The organism is Streptomyces sp. SLBN-118, assembly GCF_006715635.1.
In the GTDB taxonomy this organism is placed as follows: domain Bacteria; phylum Actinomycetota; class Actinomycetes; order Streptomycetales; family Streptomycetaceae; genus Streptomyces.
The window spans coordinates 996,117-1,019,658 of the sequence record NZ_VFNP01000002.1; the positions used below are offsets into that span (position 1 = coordinate 996,117).

Annotated in this window: 26 protein-coding genes; 10 read left to right on the forward strand and 16 right to left on the reverse strand. The window is 70.6% G+C overall.

All coding sequences use genetic code 11. The features are described 5' to 3' along the window. Positions 1 to 423: 423 nt before the first annotated feature. The gene (locus tag FBY35_RS23070; protein WP_142215898.1) at positions 424 to 987 is read right to left on the reverse strand and encodes a YbaK/EbsC family protein; all 564 of its coding nucleotides are present in this window, start codon (positions 985 to 987) and stop codon (positions 424 to 426) included. Between the two features lie 44 nt (positions 988 to 1,031). Further along, positions 1,032 to 1,604, reverse strand: a complete 573-nt coding sequence (locus FBY35_RS23075) for a helix-turn-helix domain-containing protein (protein WP_142215899.1) — start codon at positions 1,602 to 1,604, stop codon at positions 1,032 to 1,034. 110 nt (positions 1,605 to 1,714) lie between these two features. Between FBY35_RS23075 and FBY35_RS23080 the strand changes: the two genes are divergently transcribed. Next, the gene (locus FBY35_RS23080; protein WP_142215900.1) at positions 1,715 to 2,581 is read left to right on the forward strand and encodes a DMT family transporter; all 867 of its coding nucleotides are present in this window, start codon (positions 1,715 to 1,717) and stop codon (positions 2,579 to 2,581) included. Between the two features lie 15 nt (positions 2,582 to 2,596). On the opposite strand, the gene FBY35_RS23085 is transcribed toward FBY35_RS23080, so the two are convergent. Then, on the reverse strand, positions 2,597 to 3,334 hold the full coding sequence (locus FBY35_RS23085) for a DapH/DapD/GlmU-related protein (RefSeq protein WP_142215901.1): 738 nt from the start codon (positions 3,332 to 3,334) through the stop codon (positions 2,597 to 2,599). Positions 3,335 to 3,667: 333 nt separating this feature from the next. Beyond that, positions 3,668 to 6,484, reverse strand: a complete 2,817-nt coding sequence (locus FBY35_RS23090) for a LuxR C-terminal-related transcriptional regulator (protein ID WP_160159315.1) — start codon at positions 6,482 to 6,484, stop codon at positions 3,668 to 3,670. 139 nt (positions 6,485 to 6,623) lie between these two features. On the opposite strand from FBY35_RS23090, the gene FBY35_RS23095 reads away from it, so the two are divergent. Then, the gene (locus tag FBY35_RS23095) at positions 6,624 to 7,103 is read left to right on the forward strand and encodes an ATP-binding protein (protein ID WP_260848794.1); all 480 of its coding nucleotides are present in this window, start codon (positions 6,624 to 6,626) and stop codon (positions 7,101 to 7,103) included. Between the two features lie 40 nt (positions 7,104 to 7,143). On the opposite strand, the gene FBY35_RS23100 is transcribed toward FBY35_RS23095, so the two are convergent. The 3 genes from FBY35_RS23100 to FBY35_RS23110 all read right to left on the reverse strand — a co-directional run bounded on the left by FBY35_RS23100 (position 7,144) and on the right by FBY35_RS23110 (position 8,919). Then, on the reverse strand, positions 7,144 to 7,677 hold the full coding sequence (locus tag FBY35_RS23100) for a gamma carbonic anhydrase family protein (RefSeq protein ID WP_142215903.1): 534 nt from the start codon (positions 7,675 to 7,677) through the stop codon (positions 7,144 to 7,146). Between the two features lie 59 nt (positions 7,678 to 7,736). Beyond that, the gene (locus tag FBY35_RS23105; RefSeq protein WP_142215904.1) at positions 7,737 to 8,384 is read right to left on the reverse strand and encodes a DedA family protein; all 648 of its coding nucleotides are present in this window, start codon (positions 8,382 to 8,384) and stop codon (positions 7,737 to 7,739) included. Between the two features lie 97 nt (positions 8,385 to 8,481). Continuing rightward, positions 8,482 to 8,919 carry a DUF4442 domain-containing protein gene (locus FBY35_RS23110; RefSeq protein WP_142218117.1) on the reverse strand — a complete coding sequence of 146 codons (438 nt, stop codon included), beginning with the start codon at positions 8,917 to 8,919 and terminating at the stop codon, positions 8,482 to 8,484. 109 nt (positions 8,920 to 9,028) lie between these two features. Here FBY35_RS23110 and FBY35_RS23115 point away from each other — a divergent pair, with 109 nt between their 5' ends. After that, a complete protein-coding gene (locus FBY35_RS23115; RefSeq protein ID WP_142215905.1) occupies positions 9,029 to 10,066 on the forward strand; it encodes a hypothetical protein in 1,038 nt (345 codons plus the stop codon). Positions 10,067 to 10,088: 22 nt separating this feature from the next. Here FBY35_RS23115 and FBY35_RS23120 read toward each other — a convergent pair whose 3' ends face one another. The 4 genes from FBY35_RS23120 to FBY35_RS23135 form a co-directional block, all read right to left on the reverse strand. Next, positions 10,089 to 10,934, reverse strand: coding sequence for a spermidine synthase (locus FBY35_RS23120; RefSeq protein ID WP_142215906.1), 846 nt, complete (start codon positions 10,932 to 10,934; stop codon positions 10,089 to 10,091). Positions 10,935 to 10,938: 4 nt separating this feature from the next. Continuing rightward, positions 10,939 to 11,778: a patatin-like phospholipase family protein gene (locus tag FBY35_RS23125; RefSeq protein WP_142215907.1), complete on the reverse strand. Its 840-nt coding sequence runs from the start codon at positions 11,776 to 11,778 to the stop codon at positions 10,939 to 10,941. 265 nt (positions 11,779 to 12,043) lie between these two features. After that, positions 12,044 to 13,213 carry an elongation factor Tu gene (gene tuf, locus FBY35_RS23130; RefSeq protein WP_142215908.1) on the reverse strand — a complete coding sequence of 390 codons (1,170 nt, stop codon included), beginning with the start codon at positions 13,211 to 13,213 and terminating at the stop codon, positions 12,044 to 12,046. A 298-nt stretch (positions 13,214 to 13,511) separates the two neighbouring features. Continuing rightward, complete coding sequence (locus FBY35_RS23135; RefSeq protein ID WP_142215909.1) at positions 13,512 to 14,222, reverse strand: DNA alkylation repair protein; 711 nt, start codon at positions 14,220 to 14,222, stop codon at positions 13,512 to 13,514. Positions 14,223 to 14,270: 48 nt separating this feature from the next. Between FBY35_RS23135 and FBY35_RS23140 the strand changes: the two genes are divergently transcribed. From FBY35_RS23140 to FBY35_RS23155, 4 genes are all read left to right on the forward strand, one after another. Continuing rightward, a complete protein-coding gene (locus tag FBY35_RS23140; RefSeq protein ID WP_142215910.1) occupies positions 14,271 to 14,975 on the forward strand; it encodes a TVP38/TMEM64 family protein in 705 nt (234 codons plus the stop codon). A 179-nt stretch (positions 14,976 to 15,154) separates the two neighbouring features. Further along, positions 15,155 to 16,030, forward strand: a complete 876-nt coding sequence (locus FBY35_RS23145) for an undecaprenyl-diphosphate phosphatase (protein WP_142215911.1) — start codon at positions 15,155 to 15,157, stop codon at positions 16,028 to 16,030. 53 nt (positions 16,031 to 16,083) lie between these two features. Further along, positions 16,084 to 16,263: a hypothetical protein gene (locus FBY35_RS23150; protein WP_142215912.1), complete on the forward strand. Its 180-nt coding sequence runs from the start codon at positions 16,084 to 16,086 to the stop codon at positions 16,261 to 16,263. A gap of 63 nt (positions 16,264 to 16,326) precedes the next feature. After that, complete coding sequence (locus tag FBY35_RS23155; RefSeq protein ID WP_142215913.1) at positions 16,327 to 17,484, forward strand: methyltransferase; 1,158 nt, start codon at positions 16,327 to 16,329, stop codon at positions 17,482 to 17,484. A gap of 15 nt (positions 17,485 to 17,499) precedes the next feature. On the opposite strand, the gene FBY35_RS23160 is transcribed toward FBY35_RS23155, so the two are convergent. Then, positions 17,500 to 18,123: a flavin reductase family protein gene (locus tag FBY35_RS23160; RefSeq protein ID WP_142215914.1), complete on the reverse strand. Its 624-nt coding sequence runs from the start codon at positions 18,121 to 18,123 to the stop codon at positions 17,500 to 17,502. A 129-nt stretch (positions 18,124 to 18,252) separates the two neighbouring features. Here FBY35_RS23160 and FBY35_RS23165 point away from each other — a divergent pair, with 129 nt between their 5' ends. After that, on the forward strand, positions 18,253 to 18,711 hold the full coding sequence (locus FBY35_RS23165; RefSeq protein ID WP_186357039.1) for a nuclear transport factor 2 family protein: 459 nt from the start codon (positions 18,253 to 18,255) through the stop codon (positions 18,709 to 18,711). 134 nt (positions 18,712 to 18,845) lie between these two features. After that, on the forward strand, positions 18,846 to 20,462 hold the full coding sequence (gene lnt, locus FBY35_RS23170; protein WP_142215915.1) for an apolipoprotein N-acyltransferase: 1,617 nt from the start codon (positions 18,846 to 18,848) through the stop codon (positions 20,460 to 20,462). Here lnt and FBY35_RS23175 read toward each other — a convergent pair. After that, positions 20,386 to 21,291: a Gfo/Idh/MocA family protein gene (locus tag FBY35_RS23175; protein WP_142215916.1), complete on the reverse strand. Its 906-nt coding sequence runs from the start codon at positions 21,289 to 21,291 to the stop codon at positions 20,386 to 20,388. The two genes, lnt and FBY35_RS23175, sit on opposite strands and share 77 nt — an antisense overlap. A 31-nt stretch (positions 21,292 to 21,322) precedes the next feature. After that, entirely contained in the window at positions 21,323 to 21,508 is a 186-nt protein-coding gene (locus FBY35_RS23180; protein WP_142215917.1) for a hypothetical protein, read from the reverse strand. Positions 21,509 to 21,572: 64 nt separating this feature from the next. Here FBY35_RS23180 and FBY35_RS23185 point away from each other — a divergent pair, with 64 nt between their 5' ends. After that, positions 21,573 to 22,031, forward strand: coding sequence for a hypothetical protein (locus tag FBY35_RS23185; protein ID WP_260848795.1), 459 nt, complete (start codon positions 21,573 to 21,575; stop codon positions 22,029 to 22,031). A gap of 183 nt (positions 22,032 to 22,214) precedes the next feature. Here FBY35_RS23185 and FBY35_RS23190 read toward each other — a convergent pair whose 3' ends face one another. Beyond that, on the reverse strand, positions 22,215 to 22,688 hold the full coding sequence (locus FBY35_RS23190; RefSeq protein WP_142215918.1) for a hypothetical protein: 474 nt from the start codon (positions 22,686 to 22,688) through the stop codon (positions 22,215 to 22,217). Between the two features lie 133 nt (positions 22,689 to 22,821). Beyond that, positions 22,822 to 23,505 (reverse strand): uracil-DNA glycosylase, encoded by a 684-nt coding sequence (locus FBY35_RS23195; protein WP_142215919.1) that lies wholly within the window; start codon positions 23,503 to 23,505, stop codon positions 22,822 to 22,824. Between the last annotated feature and the right edge of the window lie 37 nt (positions 23,506 to 23,542).

The window sequence follows — 23,542 nt, forward strand, 5'->3', positions numbered from 1 at the left end:
TCGATGACTGAAAGGATGCACTCTTCGGACTTGCCCCATCACTGGTCGACAGAAGTCGACGGACGGACGCTGACAGGTCCCCACCAGCGTGGCCAATGGCCTGTTTGGCCAGCGGCTCCCGATGGGTAACCTGCTGACGGGGTGCGGCCTCGGGCCTGCCGACCGCGGAGACAAGGGCAGTGTCCATTGAGCGCCTTTCAGTATGGATGGCTCATGGAACGCAGGAACGCGCACCAGTGAGACTATTGTGAAGCAATACTGCCTATTCGGACATTTCGCGCAACACGTGTCCCCATCGGCGCCAACGAATGTCAAGCGCTTCGGTTCTCGATTGCCTCATCAGGCCAGCCATTCGGGCGACACGCGCGGGCGCGCGTACCAGAGTAAGAGGCAGCCGCACACCGACGCCATGGCCTGCGCTACTCAAGACGTCTCGATTCCGAGACGTTCGACGACGACCGCGCCCGGCAACTCCACGAACGCCTTCCCAGGCACGATCAGCTTCCCGCGCCGGCGCCCGCTTCCGATCAGCACCCACTCCGTGTCGACCACCGCGGAGTCGACGAGCAGCGGCCAGTCGGCGGGCAGCCCGATGGGTGTGATGCCGCCGTACTCCATCCCCGTCTCGCCGACCGCTGTTTCCATCGAGGCGAACGAGGCCTTGCGGGCGCCCAGTTGCCTGCGGACGGCGCCGTTCACATCGATCCGCGTACTCGACAGGACCACACACGCCGCGAGCGTCGACTCGCCGCCCCGCTTGCCCGAGACGACCACACAGTTCGCCGACTGTTCGAGCAGGTCCTGCCCGTAGTGCTCGACGAAGGCGGCGGTGTCCGCGATCTCCGGGTCGGTGTCGACGTAGATCAGCTGCTCAACGGGGATGTCGCCGTGCCACGCCCGTACGGCGTCGGCGACGGGCGCTGTGAGTAGTTCGAGGCAGTCGACCGCGGGCCGGGCGTCGTCGAAAGTGCCGATGGGAGCGTGCATGGGATCACGCTAACAGCCGCTCCCGCACCGGCGGTTGAGGCGCCTCAGCGCACCGGCGGGATCGAGACGGCCATCGTCATCTCCACCGGCTCGTCCCCTTCGTTCCGGTAGGCGTGCGGGACGCTCGCCTCGAAGGTGGCGGACGTGCCGGCCGGTACGGTGTGGGACTCGCCGTCGACGACGAGGGTGAGCTCGCCGGCGGTCACATGGAGCAGCTCGACCGTGCCGTCCGGATGCGGGTCGGACTCGCTGGTGTCGCCGGGCATCAGCTTCCAGCCCCACAGTTCGAGCGGCCCGCGGCGCTCCGTGCCGACCAGCAGGGTCGTGAAGCTGCCGGTCGATGTGGACCACATGCGGACGGCCTGTTCCGGGGGTACGAGGCGGACCTGCGGGCCCTGCTCGTAGTCGAGAAGCGTGGTGATGCTGACGCCGAGGGCGTCGGCGAGCTTCACCGTGGTCCCGACGCTCGGATTCGTACGCGCCTGCTCGATCTGGATGATCATGCCCCGGCTGACGCCCGCCCGGGCGGCGAGGGCATCGAGCGTGAGGCCCCGCTCACCGCGCCAGCGCTTGAGATTGCGGGCGAGCGACTGCGTGAGCTGGTCGAGGTCCGACACATTCCGTCCAAGCGTCCGGCGCCGTCCAATATTCTGGATGACAGAGTTCAATACATTGCACTACCGTGTGGTGCACCCATCGTTCACTGCACTGTACTGCGAGGCTCGCCATGACCGCACTGTTCGCCCTGGCCACCAGCCTCCTGTGGGGGCTGGCCGACTTCGGCGGCGGACTGCTGACACGACGCACGCCGGCGCTCACAGTCGTCGTCGCCTCGCAGTCGATCGCGGTGGTGGTACTGGGCGCCGTCGTCGTCGCCACCGGCGGCTGGGCAGAGGCCGGACCTCAGCTCTGGTACGCCGCCGCGGCGGGCGCCGTCGGCCCCGTGGCCATGCTCTCCTTCTACAGGGCGCTCGCGCTCGGCCCGATGGGTGTGGTCTCCCCGCTCGGCTCACTGGGCGTCGCGGTCCCCGTCGCCATTGGTCTGATCCTCGGCGAGCGGCCCGGGCTGCTGCAGGTCGCCGGAATCGCCGTCGCCGTGGCCGGAATCGTGCTGGCGGGCGGCCCCCAGCTGCGCGGGGCGCCCGTGCAGCGTCAGGCCATCCTGCTGACCCTTCTCGCCGCCTTCGGTTTCGGCGCGGTGATGGCCCTGATCTCCCAGGCCTCGACCACGATCACCGGTCTCTTCCTCGCCCTGTTCGTACAGCGCGTCACGAATGTGGCGGTCGGCGGCGCGGCCCTGTTCGTATCGGTGAAGCGGGGGGCGCGGGCGCTGCCCGAGGACGACGGGATGCGGGCCGTGTGGGCCTCGATCCCGGCGCTCGCCTTCGTCGGCCTGGCCGACGTCGCGGCCAACGGCACGTACTCCATCGCCGCGCAGCACGGCCCCGTCACCATCGCCGCCGTACTCGCGAACCTGTACCCGGTGGTGACGGTCCTCGCCGCACTCCTGCTGCTCAAGGAACGGCTGCGTGCGGTTCAGGCGACAGGCGCGGGGCTCGCGCTGATGGGCACCGTCCTGCTGGCCACCGGCTGATCGGCGCCCCCTGCGTCAGCTCTCCTCCAGCTCCGCGAGCGCCAGCAGCTGCTCGGGGGTGATGCCCTCCGGGATGGGCACGGGAGCGGGCGTACGCAGCGGGGGCTGCCAGCCGCGCACCGGGTCCCAGCTGCGTACGACCCGGGCGGGTGCCCCGGCAACCACCGAGTGGTCGGGGACCTCGCCACGTACGACGGCGCCCGCCGCGACCACCACATTGCGGCCGAGCCGTGCACCGGGAAGGATCACCGCACCCGTGCCCAGCCAGCAACCGGGGCCGATCTCGACCGGCTCGGTGCGGGGCCACTGCCTGCCGACGGGCTCATGGGGGTCGTCGTAGCTGTGATTGGTCGAGGTGATGTAGACATACGGCCCGCAGTACGTGTCCGAGCCGATGGTCACCCTGGCGTCGGCGATGACGTGGCTGCCGCGGCCGAGAACCACGCCGCCGCCGAGCGTCAGGATGGGGTCGGCGCCCAGGTCGAGACCGGGCATCATCCCTGCCGTGAGGGTGACTTGTTCGGCGACGATGCAGTGGTCGCCGAGTTCGATCCACGCCTCGCCGAAGACGGTGCCCTGCGGGAAGGCGAGCCGGGTGCCCGAACCGAGCCGGCGAAAGCGCAGCCGGCCGGGGTGCTCCGCGGTGACGGCACCTGTTTCCTGCACCCAGCGCCAGCCGCGCTGGACGGCGCGCGCGAGGACGCGCCGCCGCCAGGCGGCAAGCGATGAGAACGTGTTTCTGTTGCGGGGCACGCGCACACGGTAGTCGGCCCGCCCGGCCTGATCACGGCGGTGCGCTGTGATGTTCGCCCCACCCCGCTTCACACAAGGTTCTTGATCACCCGTCAGCGAGGACTCGACGTGCCCGGGGCCGGACCCCCCTGCCTCGGCGAGGCGGCCACCGCGGTGGGGACGTGGCGCGCGCTCGCCCGGCCTTCCGGCATCCCGGGCACAGCACCGAAGCGAGCACTCTGGCGGCCGCGACGGGACACGGCAACGGTGCGTTCCGCATTTCGGTGCCTGGAAGCTATGCCGTGGACCGGCGGGCGCCTATCCGTGAACGCGATCTACGGATACGCAAATAAATCAGCCCGGACGGTTGTTTCGGGACCGGCTGAGCTGCTGCCGGGACTGCGATTCGAGCTTTCTGCGGGCCCGGGAGACATGCTGCTCCACGGTGCGCGGCGACAGATGCAGCGTAGCGGCGATCTCACGGTTGGTGAGCCCCGCGGAGGCCAGATCCACGACCTCCTGTTCGCGCGGGGAGAGCTGGTCCCCGTAGCTCGGGCGCCCGCGGCGACGCTGTTCGGCGGGGGGCTGATGGGCGCGGAGCGTCGCCCGCACACGTGCCGCGTCCCAGCCCGCCTCCAGGTCGGTGAGTTGCTGGACGCACAGGGCCAGCTCCTCGACGGCAGCTGCGGTTTCGGAGCTCGTGCCCGCCGCCAGCACGCACTGCGCGGCGGCCTCGCCTGCGAGGATCGCCGCGTACGGGCGGGGCATCTCGGTGTACATCGCCGCCGCTTCACGGAAGTGGGGCACCGCCCGCACCGGTTCGCCCGCCGTCTCCAGCAGGACGCCACGACACCACTGGAGCGCGGCAGCGGCCGACGGCACGAGATTGCCCTTCAGACCCGTCTCGAACTCGGTGACCATGTCCGAGGCCACCTGCCCGCGGCCGGCGCGTGCGGTCGCCTCGACGGCCCAGGGTGCGAGTTCCGAAGCCCACACCCAGACGCCCTTGTCACGCAGTCGGTCCCAGGCGTCGGCGGCTTCCGAGGCCGCGGTGTCGATGTCGCCTCGGGCGAGCGCGGTACGCACCAGCGCACCGGCGGCCGCCGCCACATGCGGCAGCGGCGAGCCGGCGGGCAGCGGATGCCCGTCCCCCGACAGCCAGGCCGCCATCTGCTGCCATTCGCCCTGGGCCAGGGCGAGCATGCCGAGGACGACCCGGGCGTCGGCCGCCGGCCCGGGCATGACACCCGTCTCGGCGACGAAGGCCCGCGCCCGGGCGGCCAGCCCCTCCCAGCGTCCGTTGAACCAGTCCAGGAGCAGGACGCTGCCACGCCCGTCCTGTTCGACATACGAGGCTCCGCTGCGGGCCGCCAGCTCCAGCCCCTCGTCCAGCAGGTCCCCCACGCGCTGAAGGTGTCCCAGCCACAGGAAGGCGTCCGCCGCATTCACCAGTCCGCGCGCCACGTGCGGGAGCCGCTCGGGGTGATCGGTCTCCGCGCGCAGCTGTTCCAGCACGTCCCAGGCCGTGGGGTCACCGGTCTCCAGCTGTATCGCGATGCAGTTGGCGGCGACCGCCGTGCGCACTTCGGGGTCGTCACTGCGGGCCGCCGTCTTCTGGACCTTCTCCAGCCAGTGCAGATTGCGTTCCAGCGGGACCGCGGACATCACAGGCATGGCCAGCGCCGACATGGCGCGCGCCGCGAGGGCGGGCCGTTCCGCCAGTTCATCGGCCGCCTGCTCCAGTTCCACCCAGCCCTGCAGGCCCATGCCGGCCTGGTTGTACAGGACAAGGCCCAGGTCGAGCCGGATCTGACCGCGTACGGCGGGGGGCAGGGACTGGTCGTCGAGGATCTGGCGCAGTACTTCGACGGTCTGGTCGGTGTGCAGCCCCAGCACCGCGCTGTGGGCCAGCAGGGGGGCGAGGCGGGCGCGCACCTCGCGCGGGACCGACGGATGGGACAGGGCCTGTTCGAGCAGGTCCATCGCCGTCTGGTGCTCACCGGCCTCGGCACACTGCAGGGCGGCCCGCTCGACCGCCTTCAGCCAGCCGCGCAGCTGGCCACCGCGATGCCGGTGGGTGGCCAGTCGGCCCCACGGCACGGGGTGGCGGCGGGCGAGGACGGCGGCCGCCCTGCGGTGCATGTCCTGGCGCAAGGGGCCCGGCAGCTCCTGGTAGACGGCCGTGCTCGCGAGCGGTGAGGGGAATCCGTACACATCGCTGCCGGTCTCCTGGAGTACGGCTGCGCGCAGGGTGGCCATCAGGGCCTCACGGCCGGTTTCGGCAGGCAGCGCGGCAACCGCGTACAGGTCCTCGGCAGTGCTGGGCTCGTCCAGTACCGCCGCCGCCCTGGGGACGGCCCGGTGCTCGGGCGGCAGCGCGGCCAGCCTGCCGAGAACCAGCTCAGCCAGCCGTACGGGAGTGCCCGTGGCGTCCACGTCCCGTGCGGTGTAGCGCTCCCTCCGGCCGCAGACGTCCTCCAGCTGGCGCACCAGGTCGACGACGACCTGCGGGACTCCCGCGGAGCGCTCGTGGATGCGGGCGACCAGTTCCGGCGGGCAGCTCTCGGGGCCCAGCCGCTCCTCGACCAGTCTGCGCACCTGTTCGGCGTCCAGCGGTTCAAGACGTATCCGAAGCAGGGAAAGCCGGGCCGGGTAGCTCACGGGTCTGCCCAGGACCAGACCGGGTTCGCCCAGTTCCTCGGGCCGGTAGACGAGCACGGCCGCGAGTCCGGCGGGCGGTCGTTCCAGCAGCCGCCGCAGCAGGTCCTGGCTGCCCGGATCGGCGCGGTGTACGTCTTCGGCTATCAGCAGTACGGGGCCGCCGGATTCGAGCAGGGGCGCCAGTTCCTCGGCCAGCGCGGCCGCGTCCGGGTAGATCCGCGGCGGCAGCGGGGGAGCTTCGATGCGGGCGCGTCCGGTGGGCCGGTCGTTGCCCGTCTCGGGGCGGGGCGGACGGGCCGGGTGATGTGCCAGGGCGGTGCCGGTGGCGGTGAAGCTCAGGATGACGCATGGCCGTGTGCCCGACCCGGCGGCGTCGAGCAGCCGGTCGACCAGTCGGCTCTTGCCGGTTCCTGCTTTTCCTTCGATCAACAGGAGGGCCGGCCGGCCGGTGGGACGGTCGAGGGTCTGTTTCAACCATCTTTCCCAGGCGTCGTCACTGAGTGTGTTCACCGGCTCACCCTCCTCGACATTTCCGGGCATTTCATTTCTTTGGGTATCCGTACTTCAGTCTCCCCAATTGCGCCCACTGTGCGCCGCCCACGAGGTTAGACCCAGCGCCCGGGCACCACCCGGGCAAAAGGAGCCGACAGTGATCGCATCAACAAAGGAGTCCCCCCACCCTCCGCCTTCCGGCCGGATGCCGCACGGCGGACTTTCGGGACTCGCCCAGTGTGCGATGTCGGCGACGCCGGAAGCCGCGCGCACGCTGAGGCATTTCGCCCGCGCCGTCGCGCAGCGGTGGCGGCTGCACGACGACTTCCACGAGGCACTTGCGGTGATCGTCACCGAGCTGGTCAGCAATGTGGTGCTGCACAGCGGCAGCCCGTGGGTCGCAGTCGCCATCAGGGTCCGTGGGAACACCCTGACGACCGAGGTCAGGGACGGCGGGAGCTGGAAGCACCGCTCGGTTCGGCGGCAGGAGCCGCTGGACGCCCACGCCGACCTCGGTCACGGCCTCCGGCTCGTCGACGCCTTCGCGACACGGACCAGCACGCGCAGGCTGGAAGCCGGCAGCGTGGTGGCGGCCGAGATTGTCATGCCCGCCTCTTCCGGCGGACCTCCGGTGTAGCGGCCCGCGGCCGCGTCGAGGGACGGAAAACGGCGGGAGTTCAGCCGGTTTCCGTCGCCTCCCGGTGCTCCTTGGCCAGCAGCAGGTACATCGAGGCGTTGAGCTTGATGCCCTCGCGCTCCTCTTCGGTCAGCTCACGCTTGATCTTGGCGGGCACGCCCGAGACGAGCGAGCCGGGCGGTACCCGCATCCCCTGCGGCACAAGCGCCTGGGCGGCGATCAGCGAACCGGAGCCGATGTGCGCGCCGTTGAGAACGGTCGCGCCCATGCCGACCAGGACGTCGTCCTCCACGGTGCAGCCGTGCAGCACCGCGTTGTGGCCGACGGTGACGCGCTCGCCGACGGTGACCGGGAAGCCGGGGTCGACATGGACCGTGCAGTTGTCCTGGACATTGGTGCCGGCGCCCAGGACGATCGGGCCGCAGTCCGCGCGCAGCACCGTGTGGTACCAGACGCTGGAGCCCGGGGCCATGGTGACCTCACCGATCACGACCGAAGTGGGGGCGGTGAAGGCGTCGGGCGCAATGCTCGGCTCCTTGCCGCCCACTGCCGCGATCAGTGCCTGACCTGCCATGGCCGTCTCTCCTTGATGCTTCTCGTCCCGGTGCGTCTCGTGTGCTCTCGTCGTGCGGGTCAGTCGGAGGCGGGCACGGGGTCCGGCTCCGCCTTCGCCTGCGCGGCCGCCTTCTTGGCGCGGCTCTTGAGCACCAGCATCGAGGTGAGGCCGATGAGCACGGCGAGGACGAGCCCCAGCCAGGAGAACCGCTTCAGCCAGGCCTCGGCCACGACACCTACCGAGTAGATGACGGCGGTCGTGCCGCCCGCCCACAGGATTCCGCCGAGGACGTTGGCGATGAGGAACTTCCAGTACGGCATGCGCAGCACGCCCGCGAGGGGCCCGGCGAAGATACGCAGCAGGGCGACGAAGCGGCCGAAGAAGACGGCCCACATGCCCCACTTCTCGAAGGACCGCTCGGCCATGGCGATCTGCGCCTCACCGAAGTGCTTGGGGAACTTCCCGCCGAGCCAGGCCAGCAGCGGTCTGCCGCCCTTGCGGCCGATGGCGTAGCCGATCGAGTCGCCGATGACGGCGCCGGCCGAGGCACAGGCTCCGAGGATGTACGGATTGATCTCACCGTGCTGCGAGGCGAGCAGGGCCGAGCTGACGAGGACGATCTCGCCCGGCAGCGGAATGCCAAGGCTCTCGAGGCCGATGACCACCCCCACCAGGAGGTAGATGCTGACCGCCGGGACGGTCTCGAGCCACTCCTGGACGTGCAACGCCGCATCCTCCCGAGGTCACCGGGCACGGGCTGCCCGGCGTGCGCCCGCGTCGGCGCACGCCGGGCAGCCTACCTCGGGCGCTCGGGAGGTGCGCTCAGGCGTTGGGGCGCAGCGTCCACACGACCGTCATCTCCCCGGTCACCGCGCCGTCCGCGCGCTGGATGGCGATCTCGACGGGGAACTCCGGACGCTCCCCGGCGTCCAGTTCGGCAACCACGTCTGCGATCGGGCGGCCGAGCGTGGCGGTGGCGGTGACGACGCCCATCGCCAGCTTCTTGTAGCCGATTTCCGCCTTGACGGCGAGCGGTACGGCACGGTTCAGCTGGTCGCCGAAGGCGGCGAGGACGATGGCGCCGCTCGCGGTCTCGGCGAGCGTGAACATCGCCCCGGCGTGCGGTCCACCGACGTGGTTGTGGAAGTCGCTCTGGTCCGGCATGCGTACGACAGCACGCTCGGCGGTGGTCTCCAGGAACTCCAGGTTGAGGGTCCCGGCCATGGGGACCGTCGCGGCGAGCATCTCGCCGACTGACATCTGATCAGCGCTCATGGGACGCGATGTTACCCATGAGTAGCAGCCTTGGCCATCCCTGGGCGGGGGCGGACGTGGCACGTGTGGTGCCACACCTCTATCGTTACTCGCCATGTGGCCAGGACAGCAGCCGCCCGGGGGCGAGCAGAACCCGCAGGACCAGAACCCGTACCAGCAGCCGGGGTACCGACAGCCGAATCCCTATCAGCAGCCGGGATACCAGCAACCTGGTTACCAGCAGCCGGGTTACCAGCAGCCCAATCCGTACCAGCAGCCGACGGTGCCGCAGTACGCCGTGCCCGGCCAGCCGCCCGGTGCGCCCCAGCCGCCGCAGGACAACAAGAAGAAGACGACCGTCATCGCGATCGTCGCTGCCACGGCGGTCGTCGCGGCCGCGGTCGTCACCGGCGTCATCGTGCTGAAGGACGACGACAAGGGCACCGGCGACGAGGGCAGCAAGGTCAGCGCCTCGAAGACGCCCGCCACCAACAAGCCCAGCACGCCGCCCGCTTCACCGACCGACAACCCGCGCGGCGGCGAGGACGCCAAGCCGCTCATCGCGGGCTGGAAGGTCGTCACCAATCCCAAGCGCGGCACCCAGTTCGACGTCCCGCCCGCCTGGGAGGTCGCCGGCTCCGGCATGAGCACCTTCTTCGAGGACGAGAAGAAGAACGACGGCTCGCCCGTCGTCGTCATGTCGGCCCCGGCCCACTACAAGTCCAAGTGGTGCACGTTCGACACCGACAAGGACGGCAAGCCCGAGCAGTGGGGACTGAGCACGACCGGCACCAAGGGCGGCAAGGGCGCGACCGACACCGCCACCGGCGCCTACAACGAAGCGGGCAACTGGGTCTGGGCGGGTTACGCGCAGAAGGAGCCCAAGGGCACGGTCAAGATCACCAAGGCCAAGCCGTACACCACCAAGTCGGGGCTCTCCGGCAGCGTTGCCACGGCCACCGCGCTCGGCGTGAAGAAGACCAACAAGTGCAGCACCGACGGCAAGTCGATCGCGTTCACCTTCAAGAACAGCAAGGGTGACTTCGCGAGCTGGGTGCTGTACGCCAACACCGGCGTCAAGGACGAGGTCCCGGACGCGACCATCGCGCAGATCCTCAGCACGGTCCGGCTCGCGGGAACGCCCTCCGACTGATCCGGCGTCCGCCCCTGCCGTCTCAGCCGATGCTGAAAGCACCGTCGGGCGGCTCGGGCGACGCCACCGCGTCCGCGTCCCGTACGACACTCGCGTCCCCGATGAGCCGGGTCAGCGACGCGCCGTGCTCCAGCCGTGCCGGGAAGGCGTCGGCGGAGATGCGGCGGGCGAGGGGCGCCGTGTCGATGGGGCCCTGCGAGGCGAGCAGCAGCGCGTTGCCGAAGCGCCGACCGCGCAGTACGGACGGTTCCGCGATCAGCGCGAGCTCAGCGAACACCGTGGCGAATGTGGCGAGTTGGGAGCGGAGGAAGGCGAAGGGTGCGCCGTCGGCGAGGTTGGCGGCGTATATTCCGTCCGGCCGCAGGACGCGTTCGGCGGCGCGCGCGTACTCGACCGACGTGAGATGGGCAGGTACCCGCGAGCCGCCGAAGACATCGCCGATCAGCATGTCGACACAGTCCGCGGGAGCCGCCTCCACCCAGGCCCGGGCATCGGTGCCGTGCACCTCGATGCCCGAGCCCGCGGGCAACGGCAGTCGCTCGGCCACGAGGGTCAGCAGCCCGCGGTCAGCCTCCACGACGTCCTGGCGCGAGCCCGGCCTCGTCGCGGCCACGTAGCGCGGCAGGGTCAGCGCCCCGCCGCCCAGATGCAGCACATCGAGCGGCGCGCCCTCGTCCGCGGCGCAGTCGACGACATGGCCGAGACGCCGCGCGTACTCGAACTCCAGATGGGTGGGCGCATCCAGGTCGACATACGACTGGGGCGCGCCGTCCACCGTCAGCAACCAGGCTCGGTCCCGGTCGATGTCGGGCATCAGCCTGGCGGTGCCGCTCTCGACCTGGCGGATGACGGGTAGCTGCTCGCTCACCGTCTCATTGTGCCCACACCGCGGCGACGGCCTTGACGTGCGCGGCGGCCTGGGCCAGCCCGGCACGGGCCGCGGGAGCACGTAGCGCCGGGTCCAGCCGGCCGCGGCCGAACGCCTTCCTGGCGGTGGCGTCGGGGGTGATGACCGCGACGCGGGCGCCGGCGGCGGCGAGCTGTGCGGCCTGGGCCCGGGGCGAGGCCATCGCCTTGGTGCCGTAGGCGATGGGCGCGAGGACGACCACCCGCTGGTATCCGGCGGCGAGGTGGGCGTTGGCCGTCGTGTGCACTCCCCCGTCGATCCATGTGCGGCCTTCGATGGTGACCGGCGGCCAGACGCCCGGGACCGCGCAGCTGGCCGCGACCGCGTCCACCAGCGGTACGCCGCTGTCCTTGTCGTAGGTCTTCAACGCGCCCGTGAGCGCGTCAACGGCGGTGACGAGCAGGCGCCGCTCGGGCCATGCGTGCGAGAGGAGCCGCCCGGCGATCACCTCGCGGCGGGACGCCACGCCGACGGTGCCGGCAAGCGCAAGCCTGCCGAGCTTGCGTCCGTACTCCTCGGGTGTACGGGACGTGAGGATCGCCCGTGCGTACGTCAGCGTCAGCGAAAGACCGAACCGGGCCGCGCTCTCACCCTCGGGTGAGGCGAGCTGGCGCTCGTACAGCTCGGCGATGCCCAGCCTGCCGGATGCGACCTGGGCGGCGACGACCGCGCCCGCGGAGCTGCCGACGAGGAGGTCGGCGGTGCTCAGATCCACGCCCGAGGCGGCGAGTCCGTGGAGGATGCCGATCTCCCAGCCCACACCGGTGATTCCGCCGGCGCCGAGTACAACTGCCGTGTCCGTCATGGGAGTCAGTCTCGCGCGGCTGCGTCCCGCGGGGCGCGGAGGGGTGGATGACGCGGGGGCTGGTGCCCCCTGCGTCCTGGCGCGACGGCTTCGCGGCGAAGCCCGGTGCCGCCCTCCCGGGGGCGCGGGCGGGAGGGACATGCGCCACCCACACCCTGGCGACCCGGCCTCGCTGCGAAACCGGCACCGTTCTCCCGCAGCAGCGCGGGCACGGCGGCGGGGCCGGACCCGGCCTCGCGGCGAAGCAGCCGGCCCGCCCCCGCGCTTACGCGAGTTCCGTCACCGTCCCCGCGCCCACCGTGCGGCCACCCTCGCGGATCGCGAAGCCGAGGCCCGGCTCCAGAGGGATGTCACGGCCCAGTTCGACGGTCATCATGACCGTGTCGCCGGGCCGGGCGACCGCCGCGGCGCCGAGGTCGATGTCGCCGACGACGTCTGCCGTCCGGATGTAGAACTGCGGGCGGTAGCCGGTGGAGACCGGTGTCGTACGGCCGCCCTCGCGGGCGGACAGAACGTACACCTGCGCGGTGAAGCGCCGGCTCGGCACGACGCTGCCGGGCGCCGCCACCACATGGCCGCGGCGGACAGCGTCGCGCGCCATGCCGCGCAGCAGCAGGGCGACGTTGTCACCGGCCTCCGCGGACTCCATCGGCTTGCCGAAGGTCTCCAGACCCGTGACGACCGTCTCGGTGTCGGCGCCGAGAACCTGGACACGGTCGCCGACGCGGACCGTGCCCCGCTCGACGGCGCCGGTGACGACCGTGCCGCGCCCGGTGATGGTGAGTACGTTCTCCACCGGGAGCAGGAACGGCGCGTCCGTGTACCTGACGGGCATCGGCACATAGGTGTCGACGGCGTCGAGCAGCGCGTCGACGGCGGCCGTCCAGCGTGGGTCGCCCTCCAGCGCCCTGAGTCCGGAGACCCGTACCACCGGCGCCGCGTCGCCGCCGTACCCATGGGCCGTCAGCAGCTCGCGGACCTCCAGCTCCACCAGGTCGGTGAGCTCGTCGTCGCCCGCGTCCGCCTTGTTGAGGGCGACGACGATGTGGTCGACGCCCACCTGACGGGCGAGCAGGACGTGCTCCGCGGTCTGCGGCATGACCCCGTCGAGCGCCGAGACGACAAGGATCGCCCCGTCCAGTTGCGCGGCTCCGGTGACCATGTTCTTGACGTAGTCGGCATGGCCCGGCATGTCCACGTGCGCGTAGTGCCTGGTGTCGGTCTCGTACTCGACGTGCGCGATGTTGATGGTGATGCCGCGCTGGGCCTCTTCGGGCGCCCGGTCGATCCGGTCGAACGGCACGAAGGTGCCGGTCCCGCGCTCGCTGAGGACCTTGGTGATGGCGGCGGTGAGTGTGGTCTTGCCGTGGTCGACGTGGCCCATGGTGCCGATGTTGAGGTGCGGCTTGGTGCGCACGTATGCCGTCTTGGACATGACTGATTCCTCGGTTTCCTCGGAACTCGAAGCGTGATGGGACCCCTGGGCCTCGCCGACCCTCCCCCTGGGGGGTCCGCCGGTCGATCCGGGAAGGGTCAGCTTCGGGCGCCGTCGAGGGGCGCTGCGGCAGCGGCGGCTGCGGGGAATGCGGCAGCCTTCGGCGCGTCCGCGACTGCGGACGGCGATGCGAGGAAGGCGTACCGGAACATGTCGACGATGATCGCTCAGGGCGCTTCGCCGCGTCGAATGGTTTTCCCTGCGCGGGAGTTGTGCCGGGAGTTCAGAGTTCAGCAGCTCACAGGTTCTTGAGTGCTTCACGCACGGACAGCGGCGCCAGCCGGTCCCGGTGCCGCTCGACGAAGTGGCGTACCGCGTCCGGATCGGTCTTGCCGTACTCGCGCAGGCACCAGCCGATCGCCTTGCGGATGAAGAAGTCCGAGTGGTCGGCGCGGCGCAGGCAGTAGGCGAAGAGCCGTTCGGTGTCGGTCGCGTCCTTGTAGCGGAGCTGATGCAGCAGCGCCGTGCGCACGACCCACAGATCGTCGTCCTCGATCCAGCGGTCCATGACGGACTTCAGCCCGGGATCGGCGCTCACGAGCGGTCCGACGACATGTGAGGCGAGCGCGTCGACGGTGTCCCACCAGGAGACGGTGACGACGAGATGACGTACGACGGGCAGAAAGCCGGAGGAGCAGCGCTTCACATGGCGGCGCAGATAGTCGACGGCGAAGTAGTGGTATTCGCGCTGGGGCAGCTCCCAGCAGCGCAGGGCGATCGCCGTGCAGTCGGCCTCGTCGGGGACCGCGGTTCCGTCCAGCACACTGCGGGAGAGGTCGCGGCGAGTGCCGGTACAGAGCCCGAGAAAGGGCGCGATGCCCTTCATGTACGCGGCGGCCGACTCGGCCCTCCCCGCGTCGGCGCCGGTCGGATACACGGCGGTGAGGCGCGCGAGCACAGTGTCGGCGAGATCGCTGCGAGGGAAGACGGGCGGTTCGACCGGGGTCATGCCGCTCACATTACGGCGATCACATCCCGTGTCGGCTACTCTCCCCGGATGCTCGACCCCGTCCCCCGCCCCGCATCGGGCCTCGCCGTGCGCTGCACGAGGGCACTGCTCTCACCGTGGTCGCGGCTGTCGCTTCTCGTGGCGATGCTGGCCGCCGCCGCGGTGACGGTCGTGTTGTACGAGCCGCAGCGGCTGCTCTCTGCGGGCTGGCCGCCGCAGCTGAGCGGAGCCGCGGCCGTGGTGCTGTTCGGCGTCGCGTACGGGGCGTGCACCGCGGCCTTCGTGCCGCGCCCGCTGCTCAACCTGGCGGCGGGCACGCTCTTCGGCTCACAGGCGGGGTTTGTCTCGGCGCTCGCCGGGACGGTGCTGGGTGCGGGTATCTCGTTCGCGCTGGGGCGGCTGCTCGGGCAGGACGCGCTGCGGCCGCTGCTGCGGGGGCGCTGGCTGATGGCGGCCGACACCCAGCTGAGCAGGCACGGCTTCCGCTCGATGCTGGCGCTGCGCCTCTTCCCCGGCGTGCCGTTCGCCGCGGCGAACTACTGCGCCGCCGTCTCCCGCATGGGCTATGTCCCCTTCCTGCTGGCGACGGCGCTCGGCTCGATCCCGAACACGGCGGCGTATGTGGTCGCGGGCAGCAGGGCCGGCTCGCCGACGTCCCCGGCGTTCGTGGTCGCGATGGGTTTCATCGTGGTGACGGGGCTGGCCGCGGCCTGGATCGCCTGGTGCAAACGGCACCGGCTGCGGGAGCGCTAGGTGTATTGACCTGTGAGGTTGGGGACGCGGCTGGCGGGTGGTTTGCCTGCGAGCGCGGCTGACAGGGGCTGCGGGATGTGCGCCAATCGGGGGACGCTACGCTTCCTGGGACCTGGCGCATGATCGGGAACGCTACGCGCCGTCAGACCGTGATCATTTCTTGGGTGGCGTAGTTTTCGATGTCTTGGTTCGAATCATTCATCCTCGGGCTCGTCCAGGGGCTGACCGAGTTCCTGCCGATCTCCTCCAGCGCGCACCTGCGGCTCACCGCCGCATTCGCCGGCTGGGAGGACCCGGGCGCCGCCTTCACCGCGATCACCCAGATCGGCACCGAGACGGCCGTCCTCATCTACTTCCGCAAGGACATCGCACGCATCGTCTCCGCCTGGTTCCGTTCCCTGACGAACAAGGAGCTGCGCAGTGACCACGACGCCCAGATGGGCTGGCTGGTCATCGTGGGCTCGATCCCGATCGGTGTGCTCGGCGTCACGTTCAAGGACCAGATCGAGGGACCGTTCCGAGATCTGCGGCTGATCGCCACAACCCTGATCGTGATGGGCATAGTCCTCGGCATCGCCGACCGTCTTGCCGCCCGTGACGAGGATGGCGGCAAGCACCGGGCCGTCAAGCAGCGCAAGACGCTGAAGGAGCTGGGTGTCAGGGACGGTCTGATCTACGGTGCCTGCCAGGCGATGGCCCTGATTCCGGGCGTCTCGCGCTCGGGCGCGACCATCAGCGGTGGTCTGCTGATGGGCTACACGCGTGAGGCGGCGGCTCGCTACTCGTTCCTGCTGGCCATCCCGGCCGTGCTGGCCTCGGGCGTCTTCGAGCTGAAGGACGCGAGCGGGGGCGGGCATGTGGACTGGCCGCAGACCTTCTTCGCCACGATCATCGCCTTCGCCGTGGGCTACGCGGTGATCGCCTGGTTCATGAAGTTCATCACTACGAAGAGCTTCATGCCCTTCGTGATCTACCGCATCCTGCTGGGAATCCTGCTGTTCATCCTGGTCGGAACGGATGCACTGAGCCCGCACGCGGGTGAGTCGGCCGGCTGAGGCCCGTAGCCGCGGGGCTGACGGCTGTCGTACCCAGGCCTTAGCCTGTCCGCATGTCCCCCTTGTCCCGCGAGTCAGAAACCGCGTTGTCCGCCGCCGAGCTCAATGCCCGGATCCGAGAGCTGTGGGCGGACGGCGAGCTGCCCGACGACCGCCGCCCGGAGTACGAGGCGCTGGTGGTGGAGTGGGCCGCGGCCGCGCTCGTGGACGTGGACGTGGAGCACGCCGCCTGAGCGCAGGGCGGGCGGGCCGGGAGCGCTCGGCGTGATCGTGGGCTCGGCTAGCCTGAGTGCACGATGAACCGTTTGACCACGTCATGGGGCGGCTTCGAGCTCGCCCGCTTCCCCGAGGACCCCCGCGACCCCCTCCGCGCCTGGGACGCCGCCGACGAGTACCTCCTGCGCCAGCTCAAGGGAATCGACGACGCCCCTTCCACGGACCTGAACGGCACGCTGGTCGTCGTCGGGGACCGCTGGGGTGCCCTCGCCACCTCGCTCGCGGCCCACCGGCCCGTACAGATCACGGACTCCTTCCTCGGCCAGGAGGCAACCCGGGCGAATCTGGCCCGCAACGGCATCGAGGTGGACTCGGTACGCCTCCAGTCGGTCAGGGACCTGCCGCCGGAGCGGATCGACGCACTGCTGATCCGGGTGCCCAAGAGCCTCGCCCTGCTGGAGGACCAGCTGCACCGCCTTGCGCCCGCTGTGCACGCGGACACGGTCGTCGTGGGCGCCGGGATGGTCAGCGAGATCCACACGTCGACGCTGAAGCTGTTCGAGCGGATCCTCGGTCCGACCAGGACCTCGCTCGCGGTGAAGAAGGCGCGGCTCATTTTCTGTACGCCCGACCACAGACTGGCCCGTACCCCGAGCCCCTGGCCGCTGCGCTATGCGCTGCCCGCCGATGTGGGCGTCCTCGCGGGCCGGACCGTCACCAATCACGCGGGCATCTTCTGCGCCGAGCGCCTCGACATCGGCACCCGGTTCTTTCTGCGGAGCCTGCCGGAGCTGCACGGTCCTCAGCGGGTCGTCGATCTGGGCTGCGGCAACGGCGTGGTCGGCACGGCGGCCGCGCTGGCCAATCCGGCGGCTTCGCTCACCTTTGTCGACGAGTCGTTCTCGGCGGTCGCCTCGGCCGAGGCGACGTACCGCGAGAACGTCCCGTCGGACGCGAAGGCGGAGTTCCTGGTCGGCGACGGTCTGTCAGGTGTGCCGGACGCGTCCGTCGATCTGGTGCTGAACAATCCACCGTTCCACTCGCACCGGGCGACGACGGACACGGCCGCCCGCCGGATGTTCGGCGGGGCGCGCCGTGCCCTGCGGCCCGGCGGCGAGCTCTGGGTCGTTGGAAACCGCCACCTCGGCTATCACGTGAGGCTGCGCCGTCTCTTCGGGAACTGCGAAGTCGTCTCCAGTGACCCGAAGTTCGTGGTGCTGCGGGCCGTCAGCCGGTAGCCGCCGCGGTCATTTTCAGCGGCCCAGGCCGTCGGCGCCGTCCTGCCACTCGGCGTACGGGACACGGGAGATCTCGCGTACGCCTCCGAGCGTGGCCCATTCGTCCTTGCCCAGCCGGGTGAGCGGCGCCAGCTTCGTCACCTCGGGGTGCCCGCTCGCCATGACGTCACGGCTGACCGCGGCATGGACGACGCGGCCGAAGACGACCGTCGAGTCGCCGAGCCGTACGGTGCTGTGCAGTTCGCATTCCAGAGCCACCGGGGAGGCCGCGACCCGTGGAGGCTTCACGCGCAGACTCGTCTCGCGGGCGATGCCCACCGCGTCGAACTCGCTGGTGCCACGTGGAAAGTCGGTGGCGGTGGCGTTGATCTGCTCGAAGAGCGGCTCGGGCGCGAAGTTGACCACGAAGTCCCCGGTGTCCTCGACATTGCGCAGCGAGTCCTTGCGGCCGACCGAGGTGAACTGCACAACGGGTGGAGCCACGCACGAGATCGTGAAGAAGGAGTGCGGGGCGAGATTGTCCGTGCCGTCGGCCGATGTGGTGGAGACCCAGGCGATGGGCCTCGGGACAACGGTGGCTGTCAGCAACCGGTAGAAGGCCTCGGCGTCGCACTGGGCCGGGTCGTAGTCGATGCGCATGAGGGCAGTATGGCCCCGGAACGCGGAAGGCACGGAGATCGACCGTTTGCCGAACAAGAGCGGGTGAAGAGCGGGTGACCGGTGTGCACAGCTCTTGGCCTTGAGCCTTCTCTGCCCGAAACTGACCCGATGACGCAGCGCGTGGATCTCGCGACGGTGATGGACCGGCTGGCCATCGACGAACTGATCACCAGTTATGCGGTGGCGGTGGACGATTCCGACTGGCACGCCTACCGGGCGCTGTTCGCCCGCGAAGGGCGCGCGGACTACCGCAGCTCGGGCGGCATCGAGGGGCCGGCCGCCGAAGTCGCCGACTGGATGGCGGAGGCGATGCGTCTGTTCCCGGTACGCCAGCATCTCATCGTCAACCGGCGGCTGCACATTCAGGACCTGGGCGGCTACCCGGGCGACCGTGCCGAGGTGCAGGCCGACTATGTGAACCCGATGCGTCTGGAGTCGGGGGACGACTTCGTCTCCGGCGGGCGTTACACCTTCGGCCTGCTGCGTACGGACGCCGGCTGGCGGCTGCACACGGTGGTGATCCACGAGAAGTGGCGGCGTGCTCCGGAAGCGCTTGGCGGCGCCTGACGCCTCCAAGGCGGTGTCGTCAAAGTCCCGTCTGCCCCCTGGCGCCCAGGGCCCACTGTTCTTGCAGGTCCCGCACGCGCACACTGGAGATGACACCGCTCGCGGTCACTGCGAGCCGGACGAGGAGGCGCAGTATGCGGATTCCGGTCGGCCGGCCCGGCTGGGCTCGCGCGCGGCAGTTCGCTGTGTCGTCGCGCGGGCGTGCCGTCGCCGCGGTGGCCGCCGGTGCGCTGCCCGCGCTGGCCTTTCCCGAACCCTCGCTGTGGTGGTTCGCGTATGTCTCGCTGGTGCCGTGGATGCTGCTGGTCCGGGGCGCGCCGACGGGCCGTCGGGCGGCGGTCGAGGGCTGGCTGGGCGGCATCGGCTTCATGATCGCCGTGCATCACTGGCTGATCCCGAGCCTGCATGTCTTCATCGTGCTGATCGCGGCGCTGCTCGGGCTGCTCTGGGCGCCCTGGGGGTGGCTGGTGTGGTCGCTGCTCTCCGGCAGGCGGAGGCGTGCGCGGGCTGCCTCGGCTGTGGCGGTGGTGCCTTCGGGCTGGCTGATGATCGAACTGGTCCGCTCGTGGGAGGGGTTGGGCGGACCCTGGGGGTTGCTGGGGGCGAGCCAGTGGCAGGTCTCCCCCGCTCTGCGGCTGGCGTCAGTGGGTGGCGTCTGGCTGGTGAGCCTGCTCGTGGTGGCGGTGAACACCGCCGTGACGGTGCTGATCGCGGTGCCTCGCGCCCGGACTGCCGCGGTGGGCGGCGGGGTCCTGTGTGCGCTCACCACGACCGCGGTGTGGATCTGGCTGCCGCAGCCGGAGCCGTCGGGGCATGCCCGTGTCGCGGTCGTGCAGCCGGGCGTCGTCGACGGTGTCGACAGCGTGGAGCGGCGCTTCGCACGCAGTGAGGAGCTGACCCGCCAACTGGCCGGACAGGACATCGATCTGGTGGTCTGGGGTGAGAGCAGCGTCGGCGCGGATCTGCGTGAACGCCCCGATCTGGCGGCCCGTACGGCGGTGCTCTCGCGCACTGTCGGCGCGGAGCTCCTGGTCAATGTGGACGCCCGGAGCGAGGACGCCGACGGCCGGGCGGGGATCTTCAAGAGCTCGGTCCTGGTGGGCCCGCAGGGTCCGACCGGGGACCGCTACGACAAGATGCGGCTTGTCCCCTTCGGTGAGTACATACCGGCGCGCGGGCTGCTCGGCTGGGCGACCTCGGTGGGCAGGGCTGCTGGCGAGGACCGGCTGCGCGGCGGCCGCCCTGTGGTGATGGTGCTGCCCGGCGAGGGCAGGGGCGGACTGCGTCTGGGGCCGCTGGTCTGCTTCGAGTCGGCGTTCCCCGACATGAGCAGGACGCTGACCCGGGACGGCGCGCAGCTGCTGATCGCGCAGTCGTCGACCTCGTCGTTCCAGGGCAGTTGGGCGCCCGAGCAGCATGCCTCGCTGGCGGCCCTGCGGGCTGCCGAGAGCGGCCGGCCGATGGTGCACGCCACCCTCACCGGCGTCAGCGCGGTGTACGGACCCGACGGCAGCCGGGTCGGCCGCCTGCTCGGTACGGACAGCAGCACCGCCGCCGTCTACGACGTCCCGCTGGCCCGCGGCACCACCCCGTTCGTGAGGTTCGGCGACTGGCCGCTCTACGGAGCGCTGGCGGTCCTCGCCGCGCTCTGTGCCGCCGAGGGTGTGCGCTCGCTCAGGAGGCCTGCTCCAGAGCCCGCAGCACCACCTGTTCACACAGCTCATGAGTCCGAAGCGCGTCCTGGGCGCTGAGGAACTTCCCGGCGCGTACGGCGTCGATGAAGGCCAGCACGGACTGCTCGATACCGCGCTGGCGGGCCACCGGCACCCAGTCGCCCCGCCGTCGTACGCTCGGCTGCCCCTTGTGGTCGACGACGTCCGCGAGATTGCGGACCTCGCGCTTGGTGTCCTGGCCCGACACCTCGAGGATCTCCTCGGTGGAGCCGCTCATGCGGTTCATCGTCCCGATGGCGGTGAACCCGTCGCCGGACAGCAGCAGTACGACATGGTGCATCAGCCCGTCGACGATCCGGGCCCGTACATCGGTGCGGTCGACCGGTCCGGGTGCCAGGAAGCGCAGGGTGTCGACGACATGGATGAAGTCGTCGAGAACGAGGGTGCGAGGATCCTCGGCGAGACCGACGCGGTTCTTCTGCATCAGGATCAGCTCGCGCGGGTGCTCCAGGCACTGGGCGTAGCCGGGCGCAAGACGGCGGTTGAACCCGACGGCCAGACTGGTTTCACGCTCTTCACCGAGGGTCACCAGCCGCTCGGACTCGGCCAGTTCGTATGCGAGCGGCTTGTCGACATACGTCGCCACACCCGCTTCCAGCAGCCTCGTCACGATCTCGGTGTGCACGGCGGTCGGTGCGTGGACGAAGGCGGCGTCCATGCCCTGGGCGAGCAGCGAACCGAGGTCGGTGTGGCAGCGCTCGGCGGGGATGTGGTGGGCCGCTGCGATCCGCGCGAGGGTGGCGGGGGTCCGGGTCTGCAGATGCAGTTCGACCCCGGGGAGGGTGGTGAGCACGGGCAGATAGGCCTTCTGCGCGATGTCGCCGAGCCCGATGCAGCCGACCTTCACAGGGGCCTCCCTTGGCGCTGTGCCGGTTGTCCTACGCGTACGTCGTGTGCTCCGGCAGCATACGTGCGCTGCGGCGGCCGCCGGTCGCCTTGGCATGGGCGGCGTCACCGATGAGCGCGGTCCGCCCGCGGCGGAAAGAGGGAGGCCGGCCGATGATGTGGTGAACGTCGTCGCACAGCATCCGGTCCGGCTCCGCGGGCCGGCTGCCCGCCGTCACCCGTGTGGACCATTGTCTGCTCGTACGCCGGTGAACGCGCGGCGCGCACAGCAGAGTTGACCCCGTGCACCGAACGAGAACAACCGTCCTGGCCGGGATGGCCGCCTTCGCCCTGTCCGGCTGCGTCGTGCTGACCGGATGCGTGACCGTTGAGCCCCCGCCCGCACCGCCACCCTCACCACCGCCGGGGAGCGGCCTCCCGGCGCAGGTCGTGGAGCCGCAGATCGCGCAGGAACCGGCACGAGAGGCCCTTGCGCCCCCGTCGGCCGAGAAGACCACGCCGCCGGCCGCTCGCGCCGACGACGCCGCGCGGGGGCAAGGCCCCCTGCCGCCGAAGCCGGACCACGCGGAGGGGCCCGCCCTGCCGCGCGGAAGACCCGCGCGCCCGGGAACGCCCGCGCGGCCTGTCGCACCGGTGCCGACCGTCGTCCCCCCGAACGTCTGCGAGCTGAGCCAGGACTACGGCCACTGGCGCCCCGGCAGCCCCGAAGCCCGGATCTGCCGGGAGGTGTACGGGGACTAGGGTGTCGTTTGGATCAGGCCGGCTCAGTGAGCGGCCCGCCGCGGAGCGGCTGATGTCACCGCGGTGCGTGCGATCGCGAGGCGGAGGAATGGCCGACGCGGAGCGTCGGCGACTGACGACGACGCGGCGGGGGTGCGCACCAGGGCACGCGAACCCGGCAAGATCCGAACGACAGACCCCAGCTCACTCCCCCCGCAGCCGCCCCTCAAGCCGCTCGATCGCGGCCCTGACGCCGTTTCCGTATCCGTCGTCCCCCAGGGCGTCCGTCGCCGCGCGAGCCCGGTCGAGATGGACCCGTGCGGCCTCGGGGCGTTGGAGCTTCACATAGTCGGCGGCGAGGTTGAGGTGGAGCGAGGGGTAGAAAGCCTTCACCGCGAGCGCCGCCTCGTGCCGGGCCAGCCGCTCCTCGCTCAGCCCCTCCGCCGCGGCCAGCGCCCGCAGATCCCAGGCGAGCTCGTCACCGGGATCTTCCTGTGTGTCCGCCATGTAGTGCGCAAGGGTGCAGCGGTGCAACGCGTCCCCGGCATCGCCGATCTCCGACCAGAGGGCGCCGAAGCGATTGCGAGCCTCCTCGCGGTCTCCGCCGTGCAGCAGCATGATCGCCTGCCCGATCCGGGTCATGACGGCGTCCTCCGACGCCTCCTGCTGCTCCATCACTGCGGCCTCCCACGTCCATGCGGCGATTGCGTGAAATGCGACGATCCACGGATCACGACGCTAGCCGCCGCCGGTGACAATGCGGCACAGGCTCGGGCACGGGCCCGAGCCTGTCAGCCGGGTGCGCGAACGCTCAGCCGAGGTTCGGGATCCGCCAGTCGATGGGCTCGTGCCCCTGGGCGGCGACCGCCTCGTTGATCTTGGTGAAGGGGTGCGAGCCGAAGAACTTCTTCGCTGACAGGGGCGAGGGGTGGGCTCCCTTCACCACCACATGGCGCGTCTCGTCGATCAGCGGCAGCTTCTTCTGCGCATAGGCACCCCAGAGCACGAACACCGCGGGATCGGGCCGCGAGGCCACGGCACTGATCACCTTGTCGGTCACCTTCTCCCACCCCTTGCCCTTGTGGGAGTTGGGCTCGCCTGCCCGCACCGTCAGCACGGCGTTGAGCAGCAGGACACCCTGCGCGGCCCACGGCATCAGATAGCCGTTGTCCGGAATGGGGTGGCCCAGCTCGGCCTGCATCTCCTTGTAGATGTTCCGCAGGGAGGGCGGGGTCTTCACCCCCGGCCGCACGGAGAAGCAGAGGCCGTGCCCCTGCCCCTCTCCGTGGTACGGGTCCTGGCCGAGAACCAGGACCTTGACGCGTTCGTACGGTGTCGCGTCGAGGGCGGCGAAGACCTCCTCGCGCGGCGGATAGACCGGCCCCTTGGCCCGCTCCTCCTCGACGAACTCGGTGAGCTCCTTGAAGTAGGGCTTCTGCAGCTCTTCGCCGAGGACGCCGCGCCAGGACTCGGGCAGCATGTCGGTGTCGGTCACGTCAACAACCTCCGGAATGGGACCAGTTCTCGACCAC